Source organism: Streptomyces durocortorensis, assembly GCF_031760065.1.
Taxonomy (GTDB): domain Bacteria; phylum Actinomycetota; class Actinomycetes; order Streptomycetales; family Streptomycetaceae; genus Streptomyces.
The window spans coordinates 1,733,323-1,755,960 of sequence record NZ_CP134500.1; the positions used below are offsets into that span (position 1 = coordinate 1,733,323).

The window sequence follows — 22,638 nt, forward strand, 5'->3', positions numbered from 1 at the left end:
CCCTCTGACGGGCCGAGGTGCCCCGCCGGCCCGCGCTGAACCGTTTCCCGCACCACCGACAGCCCGCCGACATCCCCCATCGGCGGGCTGTCGCGCGTTCTCCGGCCCGTCCGCCCCCTGTCGGCGGCCTGTCGGTGAGCTGTCGGTGAGCCCTGGTCCCATGGTGGGCATGGAACGAATCGACAAGAACCCCGATCACGGCCGGAACGCCGTCGAGGTACGGGGGCTGGTCAAGCACTACGGCGAGACCAAGGCGCTGGACGGTGTGGACCTCGATGTCCGCGCGGGCACCGTGCTCGGTGTGCTCGGCCCCAACGGCGCGGGCAAGACCACCCTCGTACGCTGCCTGTCCACGCTGGTCACCCCCGACGCCGGTCACGCCCTCGTCGCGGGCTACGACGTGGTCAAGCAGCCCCGCCAGCTGCGCCGCACCATCGGCCTGACCGGGCAGTACGCCTCGGTCGACGAGAAGCTGTCCGGCTGGGAGAACCTCTACATGATCGGGCGGCTGCTCGATCTGCCCCGCAGGCAGGCGCGGGCCCGGGCCGACGAGCTCCTTGAGCGGTTCTCGCTCACCGAGGCCGCCAGGCGGGCCTGCATGGAGTACAGCGGTGGCATGCGGCGGCGGCTCGACCTGGCCGCCTCGATGATCGGCAGCCCCGCCGTGCTCTACCTGGACGAGCCGACGACCGGGCTCGACCCCCGGACCCGCAACGAGGTCTGGGACGAGGTGCGGCGGATGGTCGCCGAAGGCGCGACCGTACTGCTGACGACCCAGTACATGGAGGAGGCCGAGCAGCTCGCCGAGGAGCTGACGGTCATCGACAAGGGGAGGATCATCGCCCGGGGCGGGGTGGACGAGCTGAAGGCGAGGGTCGGCGGCCGCACGCTGCACATCCGGCCCTCGGACCCGGCGGAGCTGCCCGCGATGGCCCAGGCGATCCGGGAGGCCGGCCTCGACGGGATCGCCGGTGCGCAGGCCGTACCGGACGAGGGGCTGCTGTACGTGCCCATCCTCAGCGACGAGCAGCTGACCGCCGTGATCGGGCTGCTGGGCACCCGGGGCTTCTCCCTCGCCCATGTCGCGACCGCCCTGCCCAGCCTGGACGAGGTGTTCCTCGCGATCACCGGCGACAAGGCATCCACCTTCTCCGACGCCGCTCCCCAGGAGGTCGCCGTATGAGCAGCACCACCACGACCCTGCCCCCCGCACCCGCCGGGCCCACGGGCCCCGCACCGTCGAAGGCGGCGGTGGCCGGGGAGGGCCGGATCGGGCTGCGGGCCAACCTGCGGCACGTCGGAGCGCTGGTCCGGCGCAATCTCCTCCAGATCAAGAAGGACCCGGAGTCGATGTTCGACGTCCTTCTGATGCCGGTCGTCTTCACGCTGCTGTTCGTGTACGTCTTCGGCGGCTCGGTCGGCGCCAGCCTCGGCGGGGGCAGGCAGGACTATCTGAACTACCTGGTCCCGGGACTGATGGCGATGATGGGCGTGAACATCGCCATGGCCGTCGGCACCGGCGTCAACGACGACTTCCGCAAGGGCGTCATGGACCGGTTCCGGACGATGCCGATCGCGCGCTCCTCGGTACTCATCGCCAAGATCGTGGTCGAGCTGGGCCGGATGATGGTCGCCATCCTCATCCTGCTCGCCATGGGCTTCGCCCTCGGCATGGAGCTGAAGGGCTCGGTGTACGGACTCCTCGGAGCGGTCGCGCTGACCGGGGCGTTCGGCGCCGCCATCATGTGGATCTTCATCCTGCTCGGGCTGAGCATGAAGACGGCCCAGGCCGTCCAGGGGATGGGAATGCTGGTGCTGATGCCGCTTCAGTTCGGTTCCTCGATCTTCGCGCCGACGCAGACCATGCCGGGCTGGCTCCAGGCGTTCACCGACTACAACCCGCTGTCCAACCTCGCGGACGCGGCGCGCGGGCTCGTGATGGGCGGCCCGACCGGGAACTCGGTCTGGTGGACGCTCGCCTGGGCCGCCGGGATCACGGTGGTGATGGCGCCGCTGGCGGTGGCCAGGTTCCGCAGGAAGGCCTGAAGCAGGGGCGGGCGCGCCGCCCGGGCAGGGCACCTGCGCCCCTGGCCCGGGGCGTTACGCCGGCGGGTCCCTCCGGTACGTCTCCGCCAGGGCGGTGGCCTCCTCGATCGTGAGGCCACCGCCCTGCTCGTACGCCGCCGTGTAGGCGTCGTCGTCGAGCCGGGCCCGCACGGCTTCCTCGGCCTCGATGAGGCCCTGGCACTCCAGGGCGGTCGGTACGTGCCCGGCCGGCACCAGGGTCGCCCGGAGGCCGAGCAGCCGGGCCGCGGCGGCCGGGGCACCGGGGGCGTCGAGTCCGGCGACGGCGCGGGCGATGGTCATCAGCTGTCCGGACGCCAACTGCGGGGCCATCATCCTGGAGAGCCGGTCCTGGGCGCGGGCCAGCGCGTCCAGCCCGGTGGCGAGTGCGGAGGCATGATCACCCACCAGGTTGTCCAGCCATGCCAGCACCCCGAGCACGAACCCGTCGAAGACCCCGATCGTGCGGGAGCTGAACTCATCACGCAGCAGGACGATCTGCTCCCGTGCCTCGGCCACCCGGCCCACGCGGCCGTACAGGAACCCCAGATGCAGCCGGGCGGTCGGCATCGCCTGGTGCCCGGCGAACCGGCCGCTGTCGACGACATCGCGCAGGACGGCCTCGGCCTCGTCGAAGCGGTCGAGTTCGGCGAGGGCCCCGGCGTACCGGGCTCGCAACACGGCCACCTGGGCGTGGGCGCCGAGCGCCCGTGCGTAGTCGATCGCGGCCAGATAGTCGGCGGCGGCCTCGGCGAACCGGCCCTTGCGCTCGTTCGCCTCCCCCCGGGAGGACAGCGATTCGGCCGCACCCCAGTCGTCGCCGAGCCGGACGAAGATCTCCAGGCTCTCGTCGGCGTCGGCCAGCGCCTCGCCCGCCCAGTCGGGGCGGTTGGCCAGTACCTTGGCGCGGATGTCCAGCGCGGCGCCCAGCTCCCATTCGTAGGCGAACTCACGGGAGGACCGGACCGTCTCGTCCATCACCTCCCGCATCTCGTCGGCCTCGCCGGTGAGCAGGACCGCGAACATCCAGAGCGAACCGGGTGTACGGCAGGCCTGGGGCTGCCCGGCCCGGTAGGTGCGGGCGATGATCCGCATCCGCTCCTGGCCCTGCGGGGTGAGCCACTCGTCCATCGCGCGGTCCATGCTGACCATCCGGATCAGCCCCGCCCCGCGCCGCGCCTCCTCGACCTGCTCCGGTTCCCAGGGCGGCGGCCGGTCGGTGGTCCGCTCCAGCAGGGAGGGGGCCCGGACGCCGGGCGGGGCGAACGGGTCAGGGCCGAGAGCGGTCACCGCCCCGGACCACTGGCGGGCGTCGGCGTTCAGTTCGTGCATCAGCCAGTACCAGGCCATCGAGAGGACGATGCAGAGTCCTTCCTCCTCCTCGCGGGCCGCGACCGCGTGCCGGAGGGCGGTGCGCAGGTTCTCGTACTCGCGACGGAAGAGCCCGGTGGCCTCCCGCTGGCCGGTGCCGCGCAGCTTCGGCCCGGTGGTGCGGGCGAACTCCCGGTAGTGGACCAGGTGGCGCCGCTCGACGGCGTCCCGCTCGCCCGCCTCCGCCAGCCGCTCGGCGGCGTACTCCCCGACGGTCTCCAGCAGCCGGTAGCGCATCTCCGCGTCATCGCCGGGCGCGGCGACGACGAGGGACTTGTCGACCAGGGAGCCGAGCAGGGCGGCGACGTCGAGGAGGCCGACGGCGACACCGTCGTCCGGGGCGGGCAGGGAGCAGACCTCCTCGGCGGCGGCGAGCGAGCAGCCGCCCGCGAAGACGGCGAGGCGGCGCAGGACGGCCCGTTCGGCCCCGTCCAGCAGCTCCCAGGACCAGTCGACGACCGCGCGCAGGGTCTGCTGGCGGGGCAGCACGGTCCGGCTGCCGTTGGTGAGGAGGCGGAAGCGGTCGTCCAGCCGGTCGGCGATCTGGCGCGGGGTAAGCATCCGCAGGCGGGCCGCGGCCAGTTCGATGGCGAGCGGCAGCCCGTCGAGCCGACGGCAGATCTCGGCGCAGGCGGCCGCGGTCGCCTCGTCCGCGTCGGTACGGAAGCCGGGGCGGGCGGCGGCCCCGCGCTCGGCGAGCAGCCGCAGCGCCATCGGGCCGGGCAGCGGTTCGACGGGACGGACGGACTCACCCGGTACGCCGAGGGGTTCGCGGCTGGTCGCGAGGACGGTGAGCCGGGGGCAGTGGGCCAGCAGATGGTCGGCGAGGGCGGCCGCCGCGCCGATGACGTGCTCACAGTTGTCCAGGAGCAGCAGCATCCGGCGCGGGGCGCAGTGTTCGGTGAGGCGTACGAGGGGGTCGTCGCCGGTGCGGTCGACGGCGCGCAGCTCCCCGGCCCCGGCCCCGCGCAGCACGGTCTCGCGGGCCCCGAGCGCGCCGAGTACGGCCTCGGGCACGGCGTCCGGATCGTCTACGGGGGCCAGCTCCGCGAGCCAGACACCGTCGGGCCAGGCCTCGGCGGCCGCCTCCGCGGTCTCCTGGGACAGCCGGGTCTTGCCCGCGCCGCCGGGGCCGAGGAGGGTGACGAGCCGGGTGCGGGTGAGGTCCTCGCGGAGGGCGGCGATGTCGGGGTCGCGTCCGACGAAGCTGGTGAGCCGGGCGCGGAGGTTCCCGTGCGGGGGCGACGGGCTTTCCGGGGCGGGCCGTTGCCGGGCCGCGGGCGTCCCCTCGGAGGCCGACGCGGGCTCCGGGGCGGGTGCGGCCGGTTCCTGGTGGAGGAGTTCTCCGTACAGGCCGCGCAGTTCGGGCCCGGGGTCGGTGCCCAGGCGCTCGGCGATCGCGGTGCGCACCTCGTCGTACGCCGCCAGCGCCTCGGCCGTGCGTCCGGCGTCCCGCAGGGCCCTGATGCGCAGTGCCTGGAGCGGTTCGTCGAGCGGGTGGGAGGCGCAGAGCGCGGTCAGCTCCCACAGGGCCTCGTCCGCCCGCCCGAGCACGCGCAGCGCCTCCAGCCGGGCCCGACGGGCGCCGAGCCTGCGGGACTCCAGGCGGGAGGCGGGCGCCGTACGGTCGGGCAGGTCGGCGAGCGGGGGCCCGGCCCAGAGCGCGAGGGCCTCGTCGAGGACGGTGACGGCCCTGACCGTGTCGCCCTGCTCCAGCGCCCGGCTCCCCTCCCCCGCCAGCCGCTCGAAACGGTGCAGGTCCACGGCGTCCGGCTCGGCGGCGAGCCGGTATCCGCTCTCCACCGACTCGACGGCGCTCCGGCCGAGCACCCGCCTGAGCCGCCCGACCAGGGCCTGGAGGGCGCCGGTCGCATCGGCGGGCGGGTCGCCGTCCCACACCTCGTCGACGAGGACCCCGGCGGGCACGGTACGCCCGGGGCGCAGCGCGAGGACGGTCAGCAGCGCGCGCAGCCGCGCCCCGCCGAGGGCGACGGCCGTACCGTCGTCGCGGAGTGCCCGGGTGGTGCCGAGGATGCAGTAGCGCACGGGCCCATTGTCCGTGACCAACCGGGTCACGGCGTCGACAGGGTGGAACTCCGGCACCGGTCCCCGACGTTCCCGCCCTGTCGGCCACTGCCGTGACCGCCGTCGCCGCCCAGCCCCAGCCCTCCAGTCCCCCGCTCCAGGAGTGTGTGCCGATGACCACCGCAGCCACCCGTGGCGACCGGAGGATCAGCCCGGTCTTCCTCGGCATCGCCGCCGTCACCGCCGTCGCGGGCTGGGCGGTGTGGACGGGTTTCGCGGACGCCACGGGCTTCGCGGTCTTCCTGTTCGTCACCGGAGCCTGGATCGTCTCGCTCTGTCTGCACGAGTACGCGCACGCCCGCACCGCGCTGCACAGCGGGGATCTCTCGGTCGGGTCGAAGGGCTATCTGACGCTCAACCCGCTCACGTACACGCACGCGCTGCTCAGCATCGTGCTGCCCGTCCTCTTCGTGATCATGGGCGGGATCGGGCTGCCGGGCGGCGCGGTCTACATCGAGCGGGCCCGCATCCGCGGCCGGTGGAGACACAGCCTGATCTCGGCGGCGGGCCCGCTGACGAACGTGGCGTTCGCGATCGTGTGCACCGCCCCGTTCTGGCTGGACGCGCTCGACGGGGTGCCGCTCGCCTTCCAGTACGCGCTGGCGTTCCTGGCCATGCTCCAGGTGACGGCGGCGATCCTGAATTTCCTGCCGATCCCGGGGCTGGACGGCTACGGGGTGATCGAGCCCTGGCTCTCGTACCGGATCCGCCGCCAGGTGGAGCCGATCGCGCCGTTCGGGCTGATCGCGGTGTTCGCCGTCCTGTGGATTCCCGGCGTGAACATCGCGTTCTTCGACGGGATCGACGCGCTGCTGCGGGCCCTGGGGGTCGACGAGGTCCAGCGCTATTGCGGCCTGGACACCTATCGCTTCTGGAAGGCGTTCTTCGACGAGCAGGACCCGGCCTGCGCGGTGGGGTGACGGGTCAGCGAGCGGCTTCGGAAGCGGTCATACGGTGCTTGCGCACGTAGAACCAGACCATGTTCGACGACAGCCCCGCGATCAGCACCCAGATGATCCCGAGCAGGCTGCCCTGGACGAAGGAGATCACGGCCGCCGCGACGGCGAGGACGCAGACGGCGAGGGCGAGGAGAGCGAGGCGGGGCATGGGGGCGGCTCCTGTCGGGAACGGTCACGGTCCCGTCCAGTGTCCCCCATGCCCCGTTGTGCCCCGCCTGGGGCCCGGACCTCCGGGTGCCGGGGCGTGGGTGACGTCAGACGTCGGTGGTGCGGAGCCCGGCGTGCGCCTTGTAGCGGCGGTTGACCGAGATCAGGTTGGCCACCAGTGACTCGACCTGGTGGGCGTTGCGCAGCCGGCCCGCGAAGATGCCGCGCATCCCGGGGATGCGGCCCGCCAGCGCCTGCACGATGTCCGTGTCGGCGCGCACCTCGCCCAGGACCAGCACGTCGGTGTCGATCTCCTCGATGGACTCGTCCTGGAGCAGCACCGCGGAGAGGTGGTGGAAGGCTGCGGTGACCCGGGAGTCCGGCAGCAGGGCGGCGGCCTGCTCGGCGGCGCTGCCCTCCTCCGGCTTGAGGGCGTAGGCGCCCTTCTTGTCGAAGCCGAGGGGGTTGACGCAGTCGATCACGAGCTTGCCCGCGAGCTCCCCGCGCAGGGACTCCAGCGTCTTGGCGTGACCGTCCCACGGCACCGCGACGATCACGATGTCGCTGCGCCGGGCGCACTCCGCGTTGTCCGCGCCCTCGACGCCGAAGCCCAGCTCGGCCGCCGCCTGTTCGGCCCGCGCCGCGTCCCGGGAGCCGAGGGTGACCCGCTGTCCGGCGCGGGCGAGCCGGTAGGCGAGACCGCGCCCCTGCGGGCCGGTCCCGCCGAGCACGCCGACGCTCAGGCCGGAGACGTCGGGAAGGTCCCAGGGGTCCTTGACGGGGGGCTTGGGCGCGCTGCCGCTGTCCTGTGTAGTCATGGGGCCGACCCTACTGCCAGGTAGCGGCCGTGCGGCCGCCCCCCGGGCAGGCGGTCCCGCTCAGCACCCGGTCCCCCGTTCGGGTGAGGGGCAGGGCGACGGGCCCGGCCGGGGCTGGGCGCGGGGCAGGATGCCGGGCCATGGATGCCGTACGTGTCGCCCTGCTCCGTGACGTACTGGCCGGGACCGGGTGGCCGGACTCCGCCCGCCGGTTCGCGCTGGCCCTGCGCGCGTCCGTCCTCCCGCAGGGCGGCGGGCTGCTGCTGGTGGGGACGGAGCGGTACGAGCCGTGGCATCTGGCGGCCCATCTGACCGACGAGTCCGCGTGGTCGGGGCTGCCGGAGCTGGTGCCCACGCTCGTACGGCACCGGGTGGCGCCCGGTGATCCGGCGCATCTGGCCGTGGGCCTCGGCCGGATCGAGGCGGCGGGCCGGCGCGAGACGCTGGTGCTGGTCGCGCCGGAGCGGCCGGAGAGCGGGCTGCTGGAGCGGGTGCACGACGCGCGGCGGGCCGGGGCGCGGGTGCTCACCCTGGACGGCGGCGATCCGGAGGTCGGCTCCCTGGCGCACGAGTCGCTGGCGGTCGGCGGGACCGACGATGTGGACCTGGACCTCGTGCAGCACCTGGTCAGCGCGGCCGCCGGGGAGAACGGGGCGCCTCCGGCGCGCGGCCGCCGCACCTTCCGGGACCGGCTCGCCCGGCTCGCCGACCAGCTGACCCAGCCGCCGCCCGCCGGCTGGTAGCGCGCGCCGCGGCTACCCGGAGATTCGGGGCCGCTCGGGCCGCCCGCCCCGGAGGTTCAGGCCACCCCGGACCGGCCACCGGATTCGGGGTACCCCGGACCGCTCACCCCGAAATCCGGTTGCTCCGGGCACCCAGCAGTACCGAACATGGCCCCTCGTGACCTCAGCACCGCCTTCCCCCTCCTCCCCGGACTCCCCCTCCTCGCCGCCGTCGGCGCGGCTCCGCGCGCTGCTGCCGGACCTCTCGCCGTGGCGGTCCTCGGCGGACTTCCGGCTGCTGTGGGTCCAGGGGCTGATCACGTACTTCGGCAGCTTCATGGCGCTGATCGCGCTGCCGCTCCAGATCAAGGACCTCACCGGCTCGCCGCTCGCGGTCGGGGCGATGGGCGCGGTGGAGCTGGTGCCGCTGGTGGTCTTCGGGCTGTACGGCGGGGCGCTCGCGGACTCGGTGGACCGGCGCCGGGTGATCCTGCTGACCGAGGCCGGGCTCGGTGTGCTCGCGGCGGTCCTGCTGGTGAACGCCCTGCTGCCGGAGCCGTTGCTGTGGCCGCTTTACGTGGTGGCGGGCGGGGTGTCGGCGCTGGCCGGGCTCCAGCGGCCCGCGCTGGACTCGCTGATGGCCCGGATCGTGCCGCACGCCCAGCAGACGGCGGCGGCCGCGCTGAACTCGCTGCGCTGGCAGATCGGGGCGATCGCGGGCCCGGCGCTGGCCGGTCTGGTGGTGGCGTACGCCGGTCACGGCACGGCGTACGCGGTGACGGTGGGCACGTTCGCCGTCTCCGTCGTGCTCTGTCTGCGCCTGGCCCCGGCGCCGCCCGCCGGGGACGCGGCGAAGCCGTCGCTGCGCGGGATCGTGGAGGGGGCGCGGTATGCCTGGAGCCGGCCGGTGCTGCTGGGGACGTACGCGATCGACCTGGCGGCGATGTTCTTCGCCTTCCCGAACACGATCTTCCCGTTCCTGGCGGACGAGCTGGACGCCGAGTGGTCGCTGGGCCTGATGTACGCGGCGGGCTCGGTCGGCTCGCTGGCGCTGGGGCTCACCAGCGGCTGGACGTCCCGGGTGCGCAGGCACGGGCTGTTCGTGGTGTTCGGGGCGACGGCGTGGGGGCTGGCGATCGCCGCGGCGGGCTGGTTCTCCAGCGTGTGGGTGGTGCTGCTGTGCCTCGCCGTCGCGGGGGCGGGCGACATGCTGAGCGGGCTGGGGCGCGCGACGATCTGGAACCAGACCATCCCGGAGGAGCTGCGGGGCCGACTCGCGGGCATCGAGGTGCTCTCGTACAGCATCGGCCCGCAACTGGGGCAGGTGCGGGCCGGGGCGATGGCGGGCTGGACCGGGACCCGGTCGGCGATCTGGACGGGCGGGGTGGCATGTGTGGCGTCGGTGGCGCTGCTGACCGCCGCGCTGCCGAAGCTGGTGCGGTACGACTCGGAGACGGACGAGGACGCGGTACGGAGGCGGGAGGCCCGGGTGGAGGGGTGATCCGGGGCTCCGCTCCGTACCCCGCTCCTCAGTCGCCGGACGTGCTGGGGTTCTCGCCGGACGGGCTTGATGTGCCCTTGTCCTCGTCGTGCCACTTCGGGTCCGTCTCCCACTGGAGGTTCCGTTCGCGCGCCGTGTCCATCGCGTGCTGGGCCGCCTCGCGGGAGGTGTAGGGGCCGAACCGGTTCAGCGCCGGGCACTCCGGGCCTTCCTCGACCTTCTTGTGCTGGAGGCAGTAGTACCACTCGCCCGGTTTGCCGACCGTGCGCTTCTTGAACAGGGCCATCGACGGCTCCTTTCCTTATCGCCATGGTGCCCCGGAGCCGCTGGTTAGACTCGCTGGCATGTCTGGCCAGTCGCTTCTCGTACCAGGGGAGATCACTCCCGTCCGTTCCGTACCCGGAAACATCCGGCGCCCCGAGTACGTGGGGAAGCCGGCCCCGACGCCGTACACCGGCCCGGAGATCCAGGACGCCGATACCGTGGAGCGGATGCGCATCGCGGGCCGTATCGCCGCGCAGGCCATGGAGGAGGCCGCCAAGCACATCGCCCCGGGCGTCACCACGGACGAGCTCGACCGGGTCGCGCACGAGTTCATGATCGATCATGGCGCGTACCCCTCGACGCTCGGCTACCGGGGCTTCCCGAAGTCGCTGTGCAGCTCCCTCAACGAGGTCATCTGCCACGGCATCCCCGACTCCACCGTGCTGCGCGACGGGGACATCGTGAACCTGGACGTCACCGCGTACATCAACGGGGTGCACGGCGACAACAACGCCACCTACCTCTGCGGCGAGGTCGACGAGGAGTCCCGGCTGCTCGTCGAGCGCACCCGGGAGTCGCTGAACCGGGCCATCAAGGCGGTCAGGCCGGGACGGCAGATCAACGTCATCGGCCGGGTCATCGAGTCGTACGCGAAGCGGTTCGGGTACGGAGTGGTGCGCGACTTCACCGGGCACGGGATCAACTCCTCGTTCCACTCCGGTCTGATCATCCCGCACTACGACAGCCCGCACGCGACCACGGTGATGCAGCCCGGGATGACGTTCACCATCGAGCCGATGCTGACGCTGGGCACCCACGAGTACGACATGTGGGAGGACGGCTGGACCGTGGTGACGAAGGACCGGAAGCGGACGGCCCAGTTCGAACACACGCTGGTCGTCACGGAGACCGGGGCGGAGATCCTCACCCTCCCTTAATCACCCAAAAAACCCTTAAGCACCCATTTCCAGCCTTCGGGGCGTAGTTTTTTACCGACAAGCAGTCGGGAACCAGTTGACTTAGGTAAACCTAAGTAGGAGGATCGGGCGTACCGGCGCGCACCGCCGCACCGTCGCGGCGGTCGCCTGCCGACATTTCCGTCTCTTTCTGGACTTCCCGTCCCCCTCGGTCCCCGGAGGCCCGCCTTGGACGCAACCGCCACCGTCACTCCCTTCTCGACGCTCATCCGCACCGCGTCGCACGAACAGCACACCGAGGCCGAGACCTCGACGTTCATGGGTGACCTGCTGGGCGGGCGGCTGGGAGTGGACGCGTACACGCGCTACACCGAGCAGCTGTGGTTCGTGTACCAGGCGCTTGAGGAGGGCGCGGAGGCCCTGCGCGACGACCCGGTCGCGGGCCCGTTCATACAGCCCGAGCTGATGCGCTCCACCGAGCTGGAACGCGACCTCGCGCACCTGCGCGGGGAGAACTGGCGCGAGGACCTGGAGGCGCTGCCCGCCACCGCCGCGTACGCCGCCCGGGTCGCCGAGTGCGCACGCACCTGGCCCGCCGGATACATCGCCCACCACTACACCCGCTACCTCGGCGACCTCTCGGGCGGTCAGATCATCCGCGACAAGGCGGAGAAGACCTGGGGCTTCGAGCGCAAGGGCGACGGCGTGCGCTTCTACGTCTTCGAGCAGATCACCAACCCGGCCGCCTTCAAGCGGGGTTACCGCGAACTGCTTGACGCGGTGAACGCGGACGACCTGGAGAAGCAGCGCATCATCGAGGAGTGCAAGCGGGCCTTCGCGCTGAACACCGCGGTCTTCCGCGAGCTGGGCGAGGTCTTCCCGCGCAGCGCGTGAATTTCCCGTGAGGGAGCGGCACTTGAGCATCGGCGCGTAAATCCGCACAGCGTGAACGTACGGCTCCACCGGAGGTTCCGGTGGAGCCGCCCTCCATTCCCCTTTTCCCCATTTCCCCTTTTTTCGCCGTACGAAAAGGGCAATTCGGTGCTGCCGCCAGAGGTTTGACGCCCCATCGACCTGCGGGTAGATTCCGATGCCGTCTTCACTTCACTTTCACATGACATCCGGGCGGGGGGCCTTCTAATGCGTGGGTGCCATGCCTGAAAGGGGTATTCCGCCGCCGGGTCATGTCCAGCGCGGGCAACACCACCACCCGGGCCCGAGTGCTCCTTTCGGGCTTCCGGGCTTCCGGGGTGTTTCCCGTACCGACTACACCTACCGACAGGAAATGCCACCGTGTCACACCTCCGCCCCCGTGCGGCTGTGACGAGCGGCCTGCTGGCAGCGGCTCTCGTCTCCGGTACCCTCCTCGCCCCCGCGGCCCATGCCATCGTGGGAACCCCGTCCGCGAACAACGCGTACGCGTTCACCGCCCGTCTGGACATAGGCGACGGCAAGCGCGCGTGCTCCGGCACGCTGGTCGACCGCGACTGGGTCCTGACGGCGGCCAGTTGCTTCGTGGACAACCCGGCCGGGGCCCTCCAGCTCCCGCCGGGCGCGCCGAAGGACGCCACCACCGCCGTCATCGGCCGCACCGACAGCACCACCACCGCGGGCCAGGTCCGCACGGTCGTCGAGCTCGTGCCCCGCGCCGACCGGGATCTGGTGCTGGCCCGGCTGGCCAAGCCGGTCACCACCATCGCCCCGGCGCCCCTCGCCGCGACGCCGCCCGCCCCGGGCGAGACCCTCACCGGGACCGGCTTCGGCCGGACTGCGGACGAGTGGGCCCCGGTGAAGATGCACCAGGGCCGCTTCTCCGTCGACCAGGCCGACGCGACCACCGTGAACATCACCGGCCTGGACGGCGCCGCCGTGTGCGCCGGTGACACCGGTGGCCCGATGCTGCGCGAGCAGGGCGGGAACGTCGAGCTCGTCGCCGTCAACAGCCGCTCCTGGCAGGGCGGTTGCTTCGGCACGACGGAGGAGGAGACCCGTACCGGCGCGGTGGAGAGCCGGGTCGACGACCTGCACGCGTGGGTCACCGAGACCGTGACGGCCGCCCCGTTCGTCGACTTCAACGGGGACGGCCACCGCGACGTGGCCGTCGCCGACCCGAAGGCCGCGGTGGCCGGCGCGGCCGGTGCCGGACTGGTCCGCGTGGTGTACGGCAACGGCGCGGGCGTCGGCGAGCTGGTCCAGGGCAGTCCCGGTGTCAACGGTGGACCCGAGGCGGGCGACGGTTTCGGTACCGCGCTGGCCACGGTGGACTACAACGCCGACGGCTACACCGATCTGGTGGTCGGCGTGCCCAACGAGGACATCGGCAAGGTCGCCGACGCCGGGGCGGTGCAGATCGTCTACGGTTCGCCCGCGGGGCTCGGCAAGGGCCGAGGCGGGACCTGGTTCGAGCAGGGCAGGGGAGCCGGAGCGCTCCTCGGCTCGGCCTCCGAGGCCAAGGACCACATGGGCTTCTCCGTCGCCGCCGGGAAGACCGCGGCCGGTGATCCGTACATCCTGATCGGCGTGCCCGGTGAGGACCTGGGCTCCGTCGCCGACGCGGGCAACGCGATCTACCTGCGGGGCGACACGAACGTCGCCATCAACCAGAACACCGCATCCGTCCCGGGGGGCGCGGAGAAGGGCGACCAGTTCGGCTACTCCGTGGCGGGTTCACCGAACCATCTGGCGATCGGCATCCCCAACGAGGCCATCGGCACCATCGCGAAGACCGGCGCCATCCAGATCCTGAAGCACGACCTCAACGCCAACAAGATCCCCACCCCGGTCAAGGCGCTCCACCAGGACACCGAGGGCATCAGCGGCGTGAACGAGGCGAACGACCTGTTCGGCAAGGCCCTGTCGATGACCTCGCACCGGCCGGAAGGGGCCGCCACCGACAGCGACTCGATCCTCGCCGTCGGCTCCCCGGGCGAGGGCCTCAAGGTCTCGGACGTGAACAAGACGAACGCGGGCCGGGTCGTCGTCCTGCGCATCACGGCGGGCGGCACGGTCAGCGAGCTCCAGGACATCCACCAGGAGAAGGCCGACGTCACCGGGGCCGCCGAGGCGGGCGACCGGTTCGGCGAGCGGGTCGCCGCCGTCAACACCCGTCCCAGGAACGTCGGTACGACCGCGACGATGCTGCTGGCCGTCGGCATCCCGGGCGAGAACGAGGGCGCGGTCGTGGACTCCGGCGCCATCCAGAAGTTCTCGCTGCTCGGCGCCCCCGGCGCCGCGGACCGCTGGATCTCCCCGGGCGGCGCGCCCGGTCTGCCGGGCGCCCCCGGCACCAAGCAGTACGTCGGCAGCAGCATCACGGCCACCCCGACGCACCTGTACATCGGTATGCCCGACGGTCCGGGCGCCCGTGGCGCCGCGCATCTGATGCCGTGGTCCAACGTCACCGGCGGCCCGGTCCAGCCCGTGACCAGCTACGAGCCGGGCAAGGGCGGCCTCCCGGCCGTCGGCGAGGCGTTCGGCAGCGCGATCCAGTAGGCGGTCACCGACCGAAGCCGGAACAACGGCCGTCCGGGGTTCAGCCCCGGGCGGCCATCAGGACGCGGCCCCCGACCTCCACCGTGCCGTCCGGCGCGGGAGCGGTGAGGATCTGGGAGCCGCGTCCCTGTCTGATGTTCAGGGCCCGGCCGAGGTGCGCGCTCAGCAGCATGGCCGCCGCCCCGGTCGCCTCGTCCTCGACGATGCCCTCGCCGCGCCGGGGAAAGGCCCGCGCACGCACCCGTCCGGCCGCCTCGTCCTCCCAGGCCCACGCGTAGAGCCAGCCCTCGCCGGGCGGCGGCCCGGGCAGCGCCTCCACCTCCTCCGCCGTCGCGTACTGCTGGAGCGTGCGCGGCGGGGCCCACTCGGGGCGGGCGGTGATCCAGGTGAACTCCCCGTCCTGGCGTGCGAACACGTCCCCGACGTCCAGCTCCAGGATCTCCAGGTCCAGCAGCCACGCGGTGCCGACCAGCGGGTGCCCGGCGAACGGCAGCCGCAGCCCCGGCGTGTGGATGTCCACCCGTCCGCGCTCCGGGTCGTCGACGAACACGGTCTCGCTGAAGCCGAGTTGCCGGGCGAGCCGCTGCCGGGAGGGCTCGTCGGGGTGGCTGCTTCCGTCGCGTACGACCCCGAGAGCATTGCCGTGGCGTCCGTCGGGCCCGCAGAACACCCGCAGGACGTCGATGCCCGGGGGTACGTCGTAGTCGTTCACGGGGGCATTCAAGCACTGCCGGACGGCGGTACGGGAACCGAGCGGGTACGGCCGCAGGGCCGCGCCGGGAGCACTGCTGCTGCCGGTACGGCCCTGCGGGTCGTTCAGTGGTGCGGGTGGTGCCGGTCGGTCAGGCGGTGGCGTTACGGCGACGGCGCGCCGCGATCACGACACCGGCACCGGCCGCCACGACGATGCCCGAGGCGGCGATCAGGGCGCCGGCCGGGACGTCGGAGCCGGTGGAGGCCAGCGCGCCGGAGCCGCCGACCGAACCGCCGGTGGTGGAGCCGCCGACCGTGCCGCCGGTGGTGGTTGAACCGCCCGTGGAGCCCGTGGAGCCCGAGCCGCCGGTCGAACCGCCCGGAAGCCGCGCGTCCTCGTCGAGGGAGACCGCGACGTTCAGGGCGTCGAGCTCGTCGCCCTTCTTGTACATGCCCTCGAACGCCTGGGAACCGGCCTCGGTGAGGGTCGCCGGGATGTCCTTGAGGTTCACGATGCCGTCCTTGGCGGCGAGCGCGCCCGCGGGCACCTTCAGGTCCGCGAGAGCCAGGCCGGTGCGCTCGGCGACCTTGCCGGTGCCGCGGTCCTTGGCGGAGACGTCGGCGAGGAGCTTGCCGGAGGCGCCCTCGATGTCGACCTTCAGGTTGCTGAGGGAGAGGTCGAGGACGTACTCGCCGTTCGTCTCGTGGCCCAGGAAGCGCACCTTGCCCTTGAACGCCGCGTTGAGCGTGTTCTTGTCGGCGTCGAGGTGGCCGGTGGCCTTGCTGAAGCGGTAGCCGTCGGTGGCGGTGGCGGCGCCGCCGCTCGTCTCGACCTTGCCGTGCGCGATCGGGCCGACGACGTACGAGCGGAAGGACGCCTTGACGCCCCAGTCCAGGGTGCCGTCGACGACCGGGCCGCTGGTGGGCTCGGCCGTCTCGGAGCCGGACGGGGTGGGGTTGGTGCTCGGCTGACCCGTCGGCTGGCCGGTCGGCTGACCCGTCGGCTCGCCCGTGGGCTGCTCGGTCGGCTTGCCCGTCGGCTGCTCGGTCGGCTTGCCGGTGGGCTGCTCGGTCGGGGTCGTGGCGAGGGGCTTGACCGTCAGGGTGGCCGGGTCGATCGGCTCACCCTCCTCGTAGGGCGGGCCGAAGACCGCCGCGCCCTCCTTGGTGAAGGTGACGGGGATACTCGCGAACTTCATGCCGTCCACGCCGTTCGAGGCCTCGACGTCGGTGAGGTCGAGATCGGCCATCGCCAGATCGTCGGTGACGACGGCGTCCTTGCCCGGGGACTTGGTGGTCACGTCGACGGTGATCCGGCCGCTCTTGCCGACCGTGAGGACCTTGACGTCGGACAGCTTGATGTCCAGGGCGCCGCCGTGCGCCTCGTAGTGGACGCTGCCCTTGAAGGAGGACGTCACGGCGTGGGTGCCGAGCGCGTACTCGCCCTTGTCCAGGGGGAACTTGTACGAGCCGTCCTCGTTCCGCGTGGCTCCGTCGGCCAGCGTGGCGGTGCCGCCGAACCGGTCGATCATGGCGCGGAAGGACTCCTTGAGACCCCAGTCGAAGGTGCCCGACTCCAGCTGGTAGATCACCGAAGGGGCGGCGGCGGCCGCCTTCGGGGAGGGGCCGTCGGCCGCGATGGCCGGGAGGGCGAAGGTCGCGCCCAGCGCGGCCGCCGTGGCGACGGCTGCGGCGAGGGCTGTCGGGCGGCGAGTTGCTGCCATGTCGGTGGGTCTCCTATGAGGACAGGGGCGGAAGAGAAGCGGGAGGGGCGGCGCGATGATCCATAAAGCGCGCCTGGGGGGGAGGTCAGGAAGTCCGGGAGGAGTCAGGGGACTCGGGGGCCGCCTGCGCGGTGCGGCGACGCAGGACGAAGAACGCCGCTCCGGCCGCGACGAGCAGCAGCACACCGCCGCCGATCGCGGCGTACGTGCCGGTGCCGGTGCCCGAGTCCGAGACGGCCGCCGCCGGTTGGGTGGAGGGCTCGGCCGAGGGCTTCTTCGTGGGCTCGGCGGCCGCCGTCGGCTCGCTGCCGAGGTCGGGCAGCGCGGGCAGCTGGGCCTTCTCATCGACGGCCACGGCGAGCGAGACCGGGTCCATCGCGGTGCCCGCCTTGTACATGGAGCCGAACGCCTCGGCGCCGTCGGCGGTGAGGGTCGCCGGGACCTCGGTGAGGACGGCCAGGCCCTCCTTCGGCGCGAAGTCCTCGGCGGCGAAGGTGATGAGCGGCACGTTCCTGGTGGTCTTGCCCTCGCTGGTGACGTCCGCCGACAGGGTCCCCTCGCCCTGGGCGACGCTGACGGTGACGGCGGCGAACTTCAGGTCGAGCTCGTGGGCGCCGGTGAAGCGGATGCTGCCGCTGAAGTCCGCGTCCAGGGTCTGCCTCTTCGCGTCGTACGTGCCCTTGCCCTGCGGGAAGCGGAACAGGGCCCCGCCGTCCTGGGCACCGTCGGCGAGTGTCCACTTGCCCTGGCCGATGGAGCCGGTGACGTACTCGCGGAAGGTGCGGCGCACGCCCCAGTCGACGGCGGCGTCCTCGAAGCGGCCCGCCTTCTCCTTGTCCGCCTTGTCCTTCTTCTCGTCCTTCTCGGCGTCCGCGTCGTCCTTCTTCTCCGAGGGGGACGGCTTCGGTTCGGCCGCGCCCTTGGTGTCGACGGAGAGGCTGATCGGGTCGAGCGGGGTGCCCGCGGTGTAGTAGCCCGCGAAGGCGGAGGCGCCCTGGGCGGTCAGCGTCGCCGGGATGTTGTTGAGGGCGATGGGGGTGGAACCGCCCTTCATGCTGATCCCGGACAGGTTGAGCGCGGCGAGCGGGACCTGCGAGCGGTTGGAGACCTTGCCGGTCCCCCGCTCCTTGCTGACCATGTCCGCGTAGAGCGTGCCGCTGCCGCCGTTGATCCGGACCGTGGGACGGCTGATCCTGAGGTCGAGCTCGTTGCCGCCGTCGGCCTTCCGGTGACCGGTGAAGTGCACCCCGCCCAAGAAGCCGGAGCTGAACGCCCCGGTGTCCGGGTCGTAGGAGCCGGCCGCGGAGTGGAAGCGGAACTGGCTGCCGCCGACCGTCGCGGCACCGCCGGTCAGGTTCCAGCTGCCGTTCGCGATGGGCCCGGTGACGTAGCTCTGGAAGGAGGACTTGATGCCCCAGTCCAGCCGGCCGCCCTGCACCGTACGGCTTGCCGCTTGCGCGGTGGCGGCGGGGAGCAGGGCCGCCGACAGCACCGCGAGGAGCGCGACGGCGAGCGCGCGGGCGGATCTGGACGACAGCATGAGGGACCCTCCAGGGACTGGATACATAGGTAAGGCTAACCTAAGGTATTCCCAGTCGGTGCCGGAACCCCGTCGGCACCTCCGCACTCCCGCCACATCCCAACCACCCACCGCGGACCGCAGAACGACAGGACGGTGCCCCGTGCGCATCTCGCAGGACTTCGCCCCGAGAGGCCCTGAGACCGAGGGCCCTGACGCCGGGCGTACGGCGCTCCGCCGCCCGGCCCGGGGCAGGGCTGCCGCCGCCCTCACCGCCGCGGTGGCCTTCGCCCTGGTCCTGACCGGCTGCGGCGGAGGGGACGAGCCCGCGCCCGGGTCCGCCAGGGGCGCCGCCGCCCCGGACCGGGTGGAGCCGCTGGCCGCCGCGCCCGCCCCGAAGCTGCCGGTGACGGTGGATTCGGCGGACGGCGAGAAGGTCACGGTCGACTCCACCGACCGGATCGTGCCGCTGACCGGATCGCTGAGCGAGATCGTCTTCACCCTCGGCTTCGGCAAGCAGGTCGTGGCCCGCGACATCACCGCCACCTTCGAACAGGCCGAGAAGCTCCCGGTGGTGACCCGCGCTCACGACGTCTCGGCGGAGAGTGTGCTCTCGCTGAAGCCGACCGTCGTCCTCGCGGACACCACCACCGGCCCGAGCGAGGCGATCGGCCAGATCCGCGACGCGGGCATCCCGCTGGTCGTCGTCGAGCCCGCCAAGGGACTCGGCGACGTCGGCCGCCGCATCGACACGGTCGCCGAGACGCTCGGCGTACCGTCCGCCGGGACCGAACTGAAGAAGCGCACCGAGGACCGGATCGCCGCCGTCCAGAAGTCCGTCCCGGACCCCGCCGACGGCGAGAAGCCCCGGGTGGCCTTCCTCTATCTGCGCGGTTCGGCCTCCGTCTATCTGCTGGGCGGCGCGGAGTCGGGGGCGAGTTCGCTGCTGGAGGCGGCGGGCGCGGTCGACGCCGGGAAGGAGTCCGGCCTGAGCAAGGACTTCACCGCCATCACCAGCGAGGCTCTCGCCAAGGCCGCACCGGACGCGATCCTCCTGATGACCAAGGGGTTCGAGTCGGTCGGCGGCATGGACGGCCTGGTGAAGATCCCCGGCATCGCGGAGACCCCGGCCGGAATGGACCGCCGGGTCGTCACGGTCGACGACGGCGTGCTGCTGAACTACGGCCCGCGCACCGACCAGGTGCTCACGGACATCGTCGAGCAGCTGTACGCGAAGGGCGGCACGGACAAGTGACGACCTCGTACGAGGAACGTACGGGCGAGGGTGAGTCGGTCTCCGAGGAGGCACCCGCACCCGCCACCGAGGCTGCGGCCACCGCCCCCAAGTCCCCCCGGAGCAAGACGTTCGTGCTCACCCTGGGGCTCTCCGTCGCCCTGCTCGCCGGTGCGCTGCTGTCCGCCGCGATCGGCGCGTACTCCATCCCGCTCGGGGACGTCCTGTCCTCCGTGCAGCATCGGATGGGGCTCGGCGGCCATGAGCTGGACCGGGTCGGCGAGAGCGTCCTGTGGAACGTGCGGTTCCCCCGGGTCGCCCTGGCGCTGCTCGTCGGCGCGTCCCTCGGCTGTGCGGGCGCCCTGATGCAGGGCGTGTTCGGCAACCCGCTCGCCGAGCCCGGCGTCATCGGGATCTCGGCGGGTGCGGCGGTCGGCGCGGTCGCCTCGATCGCGCTCGGGCTGAGCTTCCTCGGCAACTGGACCATCACCGTTTTCGCGTTCATCGCCGGGCTGGGAACCGTCCTGCTCGTCTACGCGCTCTCGCGGTCCGGCGGCCGCACCGAAGTGGTGACGCTGATCCTCACCGGCATCGCCGTCAACGCCTTCGCGGGCGCGCTGATCGGTCTGTTCATCTTCTTCGCGGACAACGCGCAGATCACCCAGATCACCTTCTGGCAGCTCGGCTCGCTCTCCCAGGCCACCTGGCCCAAGGTGCTCGCCGTCCTGCCGTGCGCGCTGGCCGGGCTCATCGTCGCCCCCTTCTACTCCCGCAAGCTGGACCTGCTGGCCCTGGGCGAGCGGCCCGCCCGCCACCTGGGCGTGGACGTGGAGCGGCTGCGGATCATCCTGGTCCTGGTCGTGGCGCTGCTGACGGCCGCCGCGGTCGCCGTCGCCGGGATCATCTCCTTCGTCGGTCTGCTCGTCCCGCATCTGCTGCGGATGGCGAACGGCCCCGGTCACCGCTTCCTCGTCCCGGGCAGCGCGCTCGGCGGCGCGCTGGTCCTGGTGGCGGGCGACCTCGCGGCCCGGACCGTGGCCGCCCCCGCCGAACTGCCGCTCGGGGTGCTGACCGCGCTCTTCGGCAGCCCGTTCTTCTTCTGGCTGCTGCGCAGGACCCGTCGTAGGCAAGGTGGTTGGGCATGAGGACGCTGAGAGACCTGTTCGCGGTGCGCACCCGGGAGCTGCCCACTCCTCTCTCCCCCGGCTCCCCCGCCGTCGAGGCCGCCGCTCTGTCGGTCCGGCTGGGGCAGCGTCAGGTGCTGGACTCCGTCGACCTGACCGCCCACGCGGGCGAGGTGGTCGCCCTGGTGGGGCCGAACGGCGCGGGCAAGTCGACCCTGCTGGCGGCGCTGGCCGCCGATCTGCCCGCCGGGAGCGGTGAGGTGAGGATCGGCGGGCGCCCGGCCGCCGAGTGGTCCGCGCCCGATCTGGCCCTGCGCCGCTCGGTGCTGCCGCAGTCCGCCGCGCTGTCCTTCCCGTTCCCGGTGGAGGACGTCGTACGGATGGGACGGGCGCCCTGGTCCGGTACGGAGCGGGAGGACGAGGACGACGCGGCGGTGGCGGCGGCGATGGCGGCCACCGAGGTGACCCGGTTCGCCGCCCGCCCCTTCGAAGCGCTGTCGGGCGGTGAGAAGGCCCGGGTGGCACTCGCCCGGGTGCTGGCGCAGCGGGCCCCGCTGGTGCTGCTCGACGAGCCGACCGCCGCCCTGGACCTGCGCCACCAGGAGCTGGTGCTGCGGATCTGCCGGGAGCGGGCCGCCGCCGGGGACGCCGTGGTGGTCGTACTGCACGACCTGGGGCTCGCCGCCGCGTACGCGGACCGGGCCGCCGTGCTGCACGCCGGGCGGATCGCGGAACTGGGCCCGCCGGAGCAGGTCTTCAGCGGCGGACTCCTCGGCAAGGTGTACCGGCAGCCGGTGGAGGTCTTCCCGCATCCGCGCACGGGCACACCGCTGGTCGTGCCGGTGCGCGACAGCCCTTAGGGGCGGGCGGACCCGGTCCGTCAGGTCACGGTGTGGACGCTGTACCAGGTCCCGGCCCGCACGCCGTTCGCCGCCCGGTAGGGTTTCGACGGTCAGTGCGGGCGACGGATCAGAAGGCGCAGAAGCAACGGATGACAAGGCTGGGTCGACTGACGGCGGGGCTCACCACGGCGACGGTGCTGTGCATGACGGCGAGCGGCTGCATGACGGTGCACGGGGAGCTGGCGGTGCTGCCCGGAGCGACGGAGTCCGAGGCCGCGCAGGCCCTGACGGACTTCCTCACCGCCTACAACGCGGCGGACAAGGCGTTCGATCCGGCGCTGGACGCGGACCGGGTGACGGGTTCGCTCGGCGCGATCAACCAGGCCGGGCTGAAGGCGCGGCAGACGTACAACCCCGACGGCAACAAGGCGCACAAGCCGCTGGTCCTCGACGACGCGACGTACGTCATACCGAAGAAGGCGGGCTGGCCGCGCTGGTTCCTCGCGGACACCGACTCCAACCGGGACCAGGACGGCGGGAAGCTGGACACCCGCTGGCTGGTGGTGTTCGTACGGACGGCCCCCGACGCGGTGTGGAAGGCGGCCTATCTCGGGGTCGTCCCGGTATCCCAGGTGCCGGAGTTCGCTCTGGACGGGGACGGGCTGGCCACGCCGGTCGAGCCGCGCGACGGTGGACTGGCCGTCCCCCCGGCCGACTTGAGCAGCACCTACACCACGTATCTCAAGGACGGCGCACCGGACGTGTTCGCACCCGGCGCATCGACCTCGGGCTGGCGCGAGACGCGCCGCACCACGCGGCGGGCGGGGTTCTCGTATCAGTACATCGACCAGCCGATGACGGCGACGACGTTCGCGCCGCTCGGGCTGCGCACCGAGGACGGCGGGGCGCTGGTCTTCTTCAGCAGCAAGCACTTCGAGCGGCAGACCGCGGCGAAGGGGCTCAAGCCGGAGGTCAACGCGGATGTGGAGGCGCTGCTCACCGGCGAGGTGAACAGCAGCCTCACCAAGGAGCGGGTCTCCAGCCAGCTGGCGCACGTGCCCGCGCGCGGCGCCGACGGCGGCGGCAAGGTGCGGATACTGAACCGGCTGCCGGGCCTGGTCGCGGCGAAGGGCGAGTAGCGACGGGTCGCCGTGCTCCCCGG

The 22,638-nt window shown here is 72.6% G+C and carries 19 protein-coding genes; 12 read left to right on the forward strand and 7 right to left on the reverse strand.

Annotated features, from left to right (window positions below; all coding sequences use genetic code 11):
- The first annotated feature begins 160 nt into the window (after nucleotides 1–160).
- Together RI138_RS07645 and RI138_RS07650 are read left to right on the forward strand one after the other, a co-directional pair.
- A complete protein-coding gene (locus RI138_RS07645; protein ID WP_398864219.1) occupies nucleotides 161–1,183 on the forward strand; it encodes an ATP-binding cassette domain-containing protein in 1,023 nt (340 codons plus the stop codon).
- The gene (locus tag RI138_RS07650; RefSeq protein ID WP_311119297.1) at nucleotides 1,180–2,046 is read left to right on the forward strand and encodes an ABC transporter permease; all 867 of its coding nucleotides are present in this window, start codon (nucleotides 1,180–1,182) and stop codon (nucleotides 2,044–2,046) included. The genes RI138_RS07645 and RI138_RS07650 overlap by 4 nt, the downstream gene beginning before the upstream one ends.
- Nucleotides 2,047–2,100: 54 nt before the next feature.
- Here the strand turns inward: RI138_RS07650 and RI138_RS07655 are convergent, their stop codons facing one another.
- Nucleotides 2,101–5,481, reverse strand: a complete 3,381-nt coding sequence (locus tag RI138_RS07655; RefSeq protein ID WP_311119298.1) for an AfsR/SARP family transcriptional regulator — start codon at nucleotides 5,479–5,481, stop codon at nucleotides 2,101–2,103.
- Between the two features lie 152 nt (nucleotides 5,482–5,633).
- On the opposite strand from RI138_RS07655, the gene RI138_RS07660 reads away from it, so the two are divergent.
- Nucleotides 5,634–6,440: a site-2 protease family protein gene (locus tag RI138_RS07660; RefSeq protein ID WP_311119299.1), complete on the forward strand. Its 807-nt coding sequence runs from the start codon at nucleotides 5,634–5,636 to the stop codon at nucleotides 6,438–6,440.
- Between the two features lie 4 nt (nucleotides 6,441–6,444).
- Here RI138_RS07660 and RI138_RS07665 read toward each other — a convergent pair whose 3' ends face one another.
- Nucleotides 6,445–6,627 carry a hypothetical protein gene (locus RI138_RS07665; protein WP_096627608.1) on the reverse strand — a complete coding sequence of 61 codons (183 nt, stop codon included), beginning with the start codon at nucleotides 6,625–6,627 and terminating at the stop codon, nucleotides 6,445–6,447.
- A gap of 106 nt (nucleotides 6,628–6,733) precedes the next feature.
- Nucleotides 6,734–7,444, reverse strand: a complete 711-nt coding sequence (gene npdG / locus RI138_RS07670) for an NADPH-dependent F420 reductase (RefSeq protein ID WP_096627607.1) — start codon at nucleotides 7,442–7,444, stop codon at nucleotides 6,734–6,736.
- A gap of 140 nt (nucleotides 7,445–7,584) precedes the next feature.
- Here npdG and RI138_RS07675 point away from each other — a divergent pair, with 140 nt between their 5' ends.
- A complete protein-coding gene (locus RI138_RS07675) occupies nucleotides 7,585–8,187 on the forward strand; it encodes a hypothetical protein (protein WP_311119300.1) in 603 nt (200 codons plus the stop codon).
- A gap of 157 nt (nucleotides 8,188–8,344) precedes the next feature.
- Complete coding sequence (locus RI138_RS07680; protein ID WP_311119301.1) at nucleotides 8,345–9,667, forward strand: MFS transporter; 1,323 nt, start codon at nucleotides 8,345–8,347, stop codon at nucleotides 9,665–9,667.
- A 28-nt stretch (nucleotides 9,668–9,695) separates the two neighbouring features.
- On the opposite strand, the gene RI138_RS07685 is transcribed toward RI138_RS07680, so the two are convergent.
- Complete coding sequence (locus RI138_RS07685; RefSeq protein ID WP_311119302.1) at nucleotides 9,696–9,953, reverse strand: hypothetical protein; 258 nt, start codon at nucleotides 9,951–9,953, stop codon at nucleotides 9,696–9,698.
- A 58-nt stretch (nucleotides 9,954–10,011) separates the two neighbouring features.
- Here RI138_RS07685 and map point away from each other — a divergent pair, with 58 nt between their 5' ends.
- The 3 genes from map (at nucleotide 10,012) to RI138_RS07700 (ending at nucleotide 14,340) form a co-directional block, all read left to right on the forward strand.
- On the forward strand, nucleotides 10,012–10,869 hold the full coding sequence (map, locus tag RI138_RS07690) for a type I methionyl aminopeptidase (protein ID WP_096627603.1): 858 nt from the start codon (nucleotides 10,012–10,014) through the stop codon (nucleotides 10,867–10,869).
- A 207-nt stretch (nucleotides 10,870–11,076) separates the two neighbouring features.
- Nucleotides 11,077–11,742: a biliverdin-producing heme oxygenase gene (locus RI138_RS07695; protein ID WP_311119303.1), complete on the forward strand. Its 666-nt coding sequence runs from the start codon at nucleotides 11,077–11,079 to the stop codon at nucleotides 11,740–11,742.
- A 399-nt stretch (nucleotides 11,743–12,141) separates the two neighbouring features.
- Nucleotides 12,142–14,340: a trypsin-like serine protease gene (locus tag RI138_RS07700; RefSeq protein WP_311119304.1), complete on the forward strand. Its 2,199-nt coding sequence runs from the start codon at nucleotides 12,142–12,144 to the stop codon at nucleotides 14,338–14,340.
- Between the two features lie 40 nt (nucleotides 14,341–14,380).
- Here the strand turns inward: RI138_RS07700 and RI138_RS07705 are convergent, their stop codons facing one another.
- The 3 genes from RI138_RS07705 to RI138_RS07715 form a co-directional block, all read right to left on the reverse strand.
- On the reverse strand, nucleotides 14,381–15,052 hold the full coding sequence (locus tag RI138_RS07705; protein ID WP_311119305.1) for a PhzF family phenazine biosynthesis protein: 672 nt from the start codon (nucleotides 15,050–15,052) through the stop codon (nucleotides 14,381–14,383).
- 130 nt (nucleotides 15,053–15,182) lie between these two features.
- A complete protein-coding gene (locus tag RI138_RS07710; protein ID WP_311119306.1) occupies nucleotides 15,183–16,757 on the reverse strand; it encodes an HtaA domain-containing protein in 1,575 nt (524 codons plus the stop codon).
- Between the two features lie 85 nt (nucleotides 16,758–16,842).
- Entirely contained in the window at nucleotides 16,843–18,297 is a 1,455-nt protein-coding gene (locus RI138_RS07715) for an HtaA domain-containing protein (protein WP_311119307.1), read from the reverse strand.
- Between the two features lie 142 nt (nucleotides 18,298–18,439).
- Between RI138_RS07715 and RI138_RS07720 the strand changes: the two genes are divergently transcribed.
- The 4 genes from RI138_RS07720 (at nucleotide 18,440) to RI138_RS07735 (ending at nucleotide 22,615) form a co-directional block, all read left to right on the forward strand.
- The gene (locus RI138_RS07720; RefSeq protein WP_311119308.1) at nucleotides 18,440–19,531 is read left to right on the forward strand and encodes a heme/hemin ABC transporter substrate-binding protein; all 1,092 of its coding nucleotides are present in this window, start codon (nucleotides 18,440–18,442) and stop codon (nucleotides 19,529–19,531) included.
- Nucleotides 19,528–20,655, forward strand: coding sequence for a FecCD family ABC transporter permease (locus RI138_RS07725; protein ID WP_311119309.1), 1,128 nt, complete (start codon nucleotides 19,528–19,530; stop codon nucleotides 20,653–20,655). The genes RI138_RS07720 and RI138_RS07725 overlap by 4 nt, the downstream gene beginning before the upstream one ends.
- Complete coding sequence (locus tag RI138_RS07730) at nucleotides 20,652–21,494, forward strand: heme ABC transporter ATP-binding protein (RefSeq protein ID WP_311119310.1); 843 nt, start codon at nucleotides 20,652–20,654, stop codon at nucleotides 21,492–21,494. Before RI138_RS07725 ends, RI138_RS07730 begins: the two co-directional genes overlap by 4 nt.
- 131 nt (nucleotides 21,495–21,625) lie before the next feature.
- Nucleotides 21,626–22,615, forward strand: coding sequence for a hypothetical protein (locus tag RI138_RS07735; RefSeq protein WP_311119311.1), 990 nt, complete (start codon nucleotides 21,626–21,628; stop codon nucleotides 22,613–22,615).
- Nucleotides 22,616–22,638: the final 23 nt, after the last annotated feature.

Excerpts from the sequence above, each read along its gene's own strand:
- map (WP_096627603.1), top strand. The coding sequence starts at position 10,012 with ATGTCTGGCCAGTCGCTTCTCGTACCAGGGGAGATCACTCCCGTCCGT.
- RI138_RS07665 (WP_096627608.1), bottom strand. The coding sequence starts at position 6,627 with ATGCCCCGCCTCGCTCTCCTCGCCCTCGCCGTCTGCGTCCTCGCCGTC.
- RI138_RS07650 (WP_311119297.1), top strand. The coding sequence starts at position 1,180 with ATGAGCAGCACCACCACGACCCTGCCCCCCGCACCCGCCGGGCCCACG.
- RI138_RS07675 (WP_311119300.1), top strand. The coding sequence starts at position 7,585 with ATGGATGCCGTACGTGTCGCCCTGCTCCGTGACGTACTGGCCGGGACC.
- RI138_RS07645 (WP_398864219.1), top strand. The coding sequence starts at position 161 with ATGGTGGGCATGGAACGAATCGACAAGAACCCCGATCACGGCCGGAAC.
- RI138_RS07730 (WP_311119310.1), top strand. The coding sequence starts at position 20,652 with ATGAGGACGCTGAGAGACCTGTTCGCGGTGCGCACCCGGGAGCTGCCC.
- RI138_RS07715 (WP_311119307.1), bottom strand. The coding sequence starts at position 18,297 with ATGCTGTCGTCCAGATCCGCCCGCGCGCTCGCCGTCGCGCTCCTCGCG.
- RI138_RS07710 (WP_311119306.1), bottom strand. The coding sequence starts at position 16,757 with ATGGCAGCAACTCGCCGCCCGACAGCCCTCGCCGCAGCCGTCGCCACG.
- npdG (WP_096627607.1), bottom strand. The coding sequence starts at position 7,444 with ATGACTACACAGGACAGCGGCAGCGCGCCCAAGCCCCCCGTCAAGGAC.
- RI138_RS07685 (WP_311119302.1), bottom strand. The coding sequence starts at position 9,953 with ATGGCCCTGTTCAAGAAGCGCACGGTCGGCAAACCGGGCGAGTGGTAC.
- RI138_RS07660 (WP_311119299.1), top strand. The coding sequence starts at position 5,634 with ATGACCACCGCAGCCACCCGTGGCGACCGGAGGATCAGCCCGGTCTTC.
- RI138_RS07735 (WP_311119311.1), top strand. The coding sequence starts at position 21,626 with ATGACAAGGCTGGGTCGACTGACGGCGGGGCTCACCACGGCGACGGTG.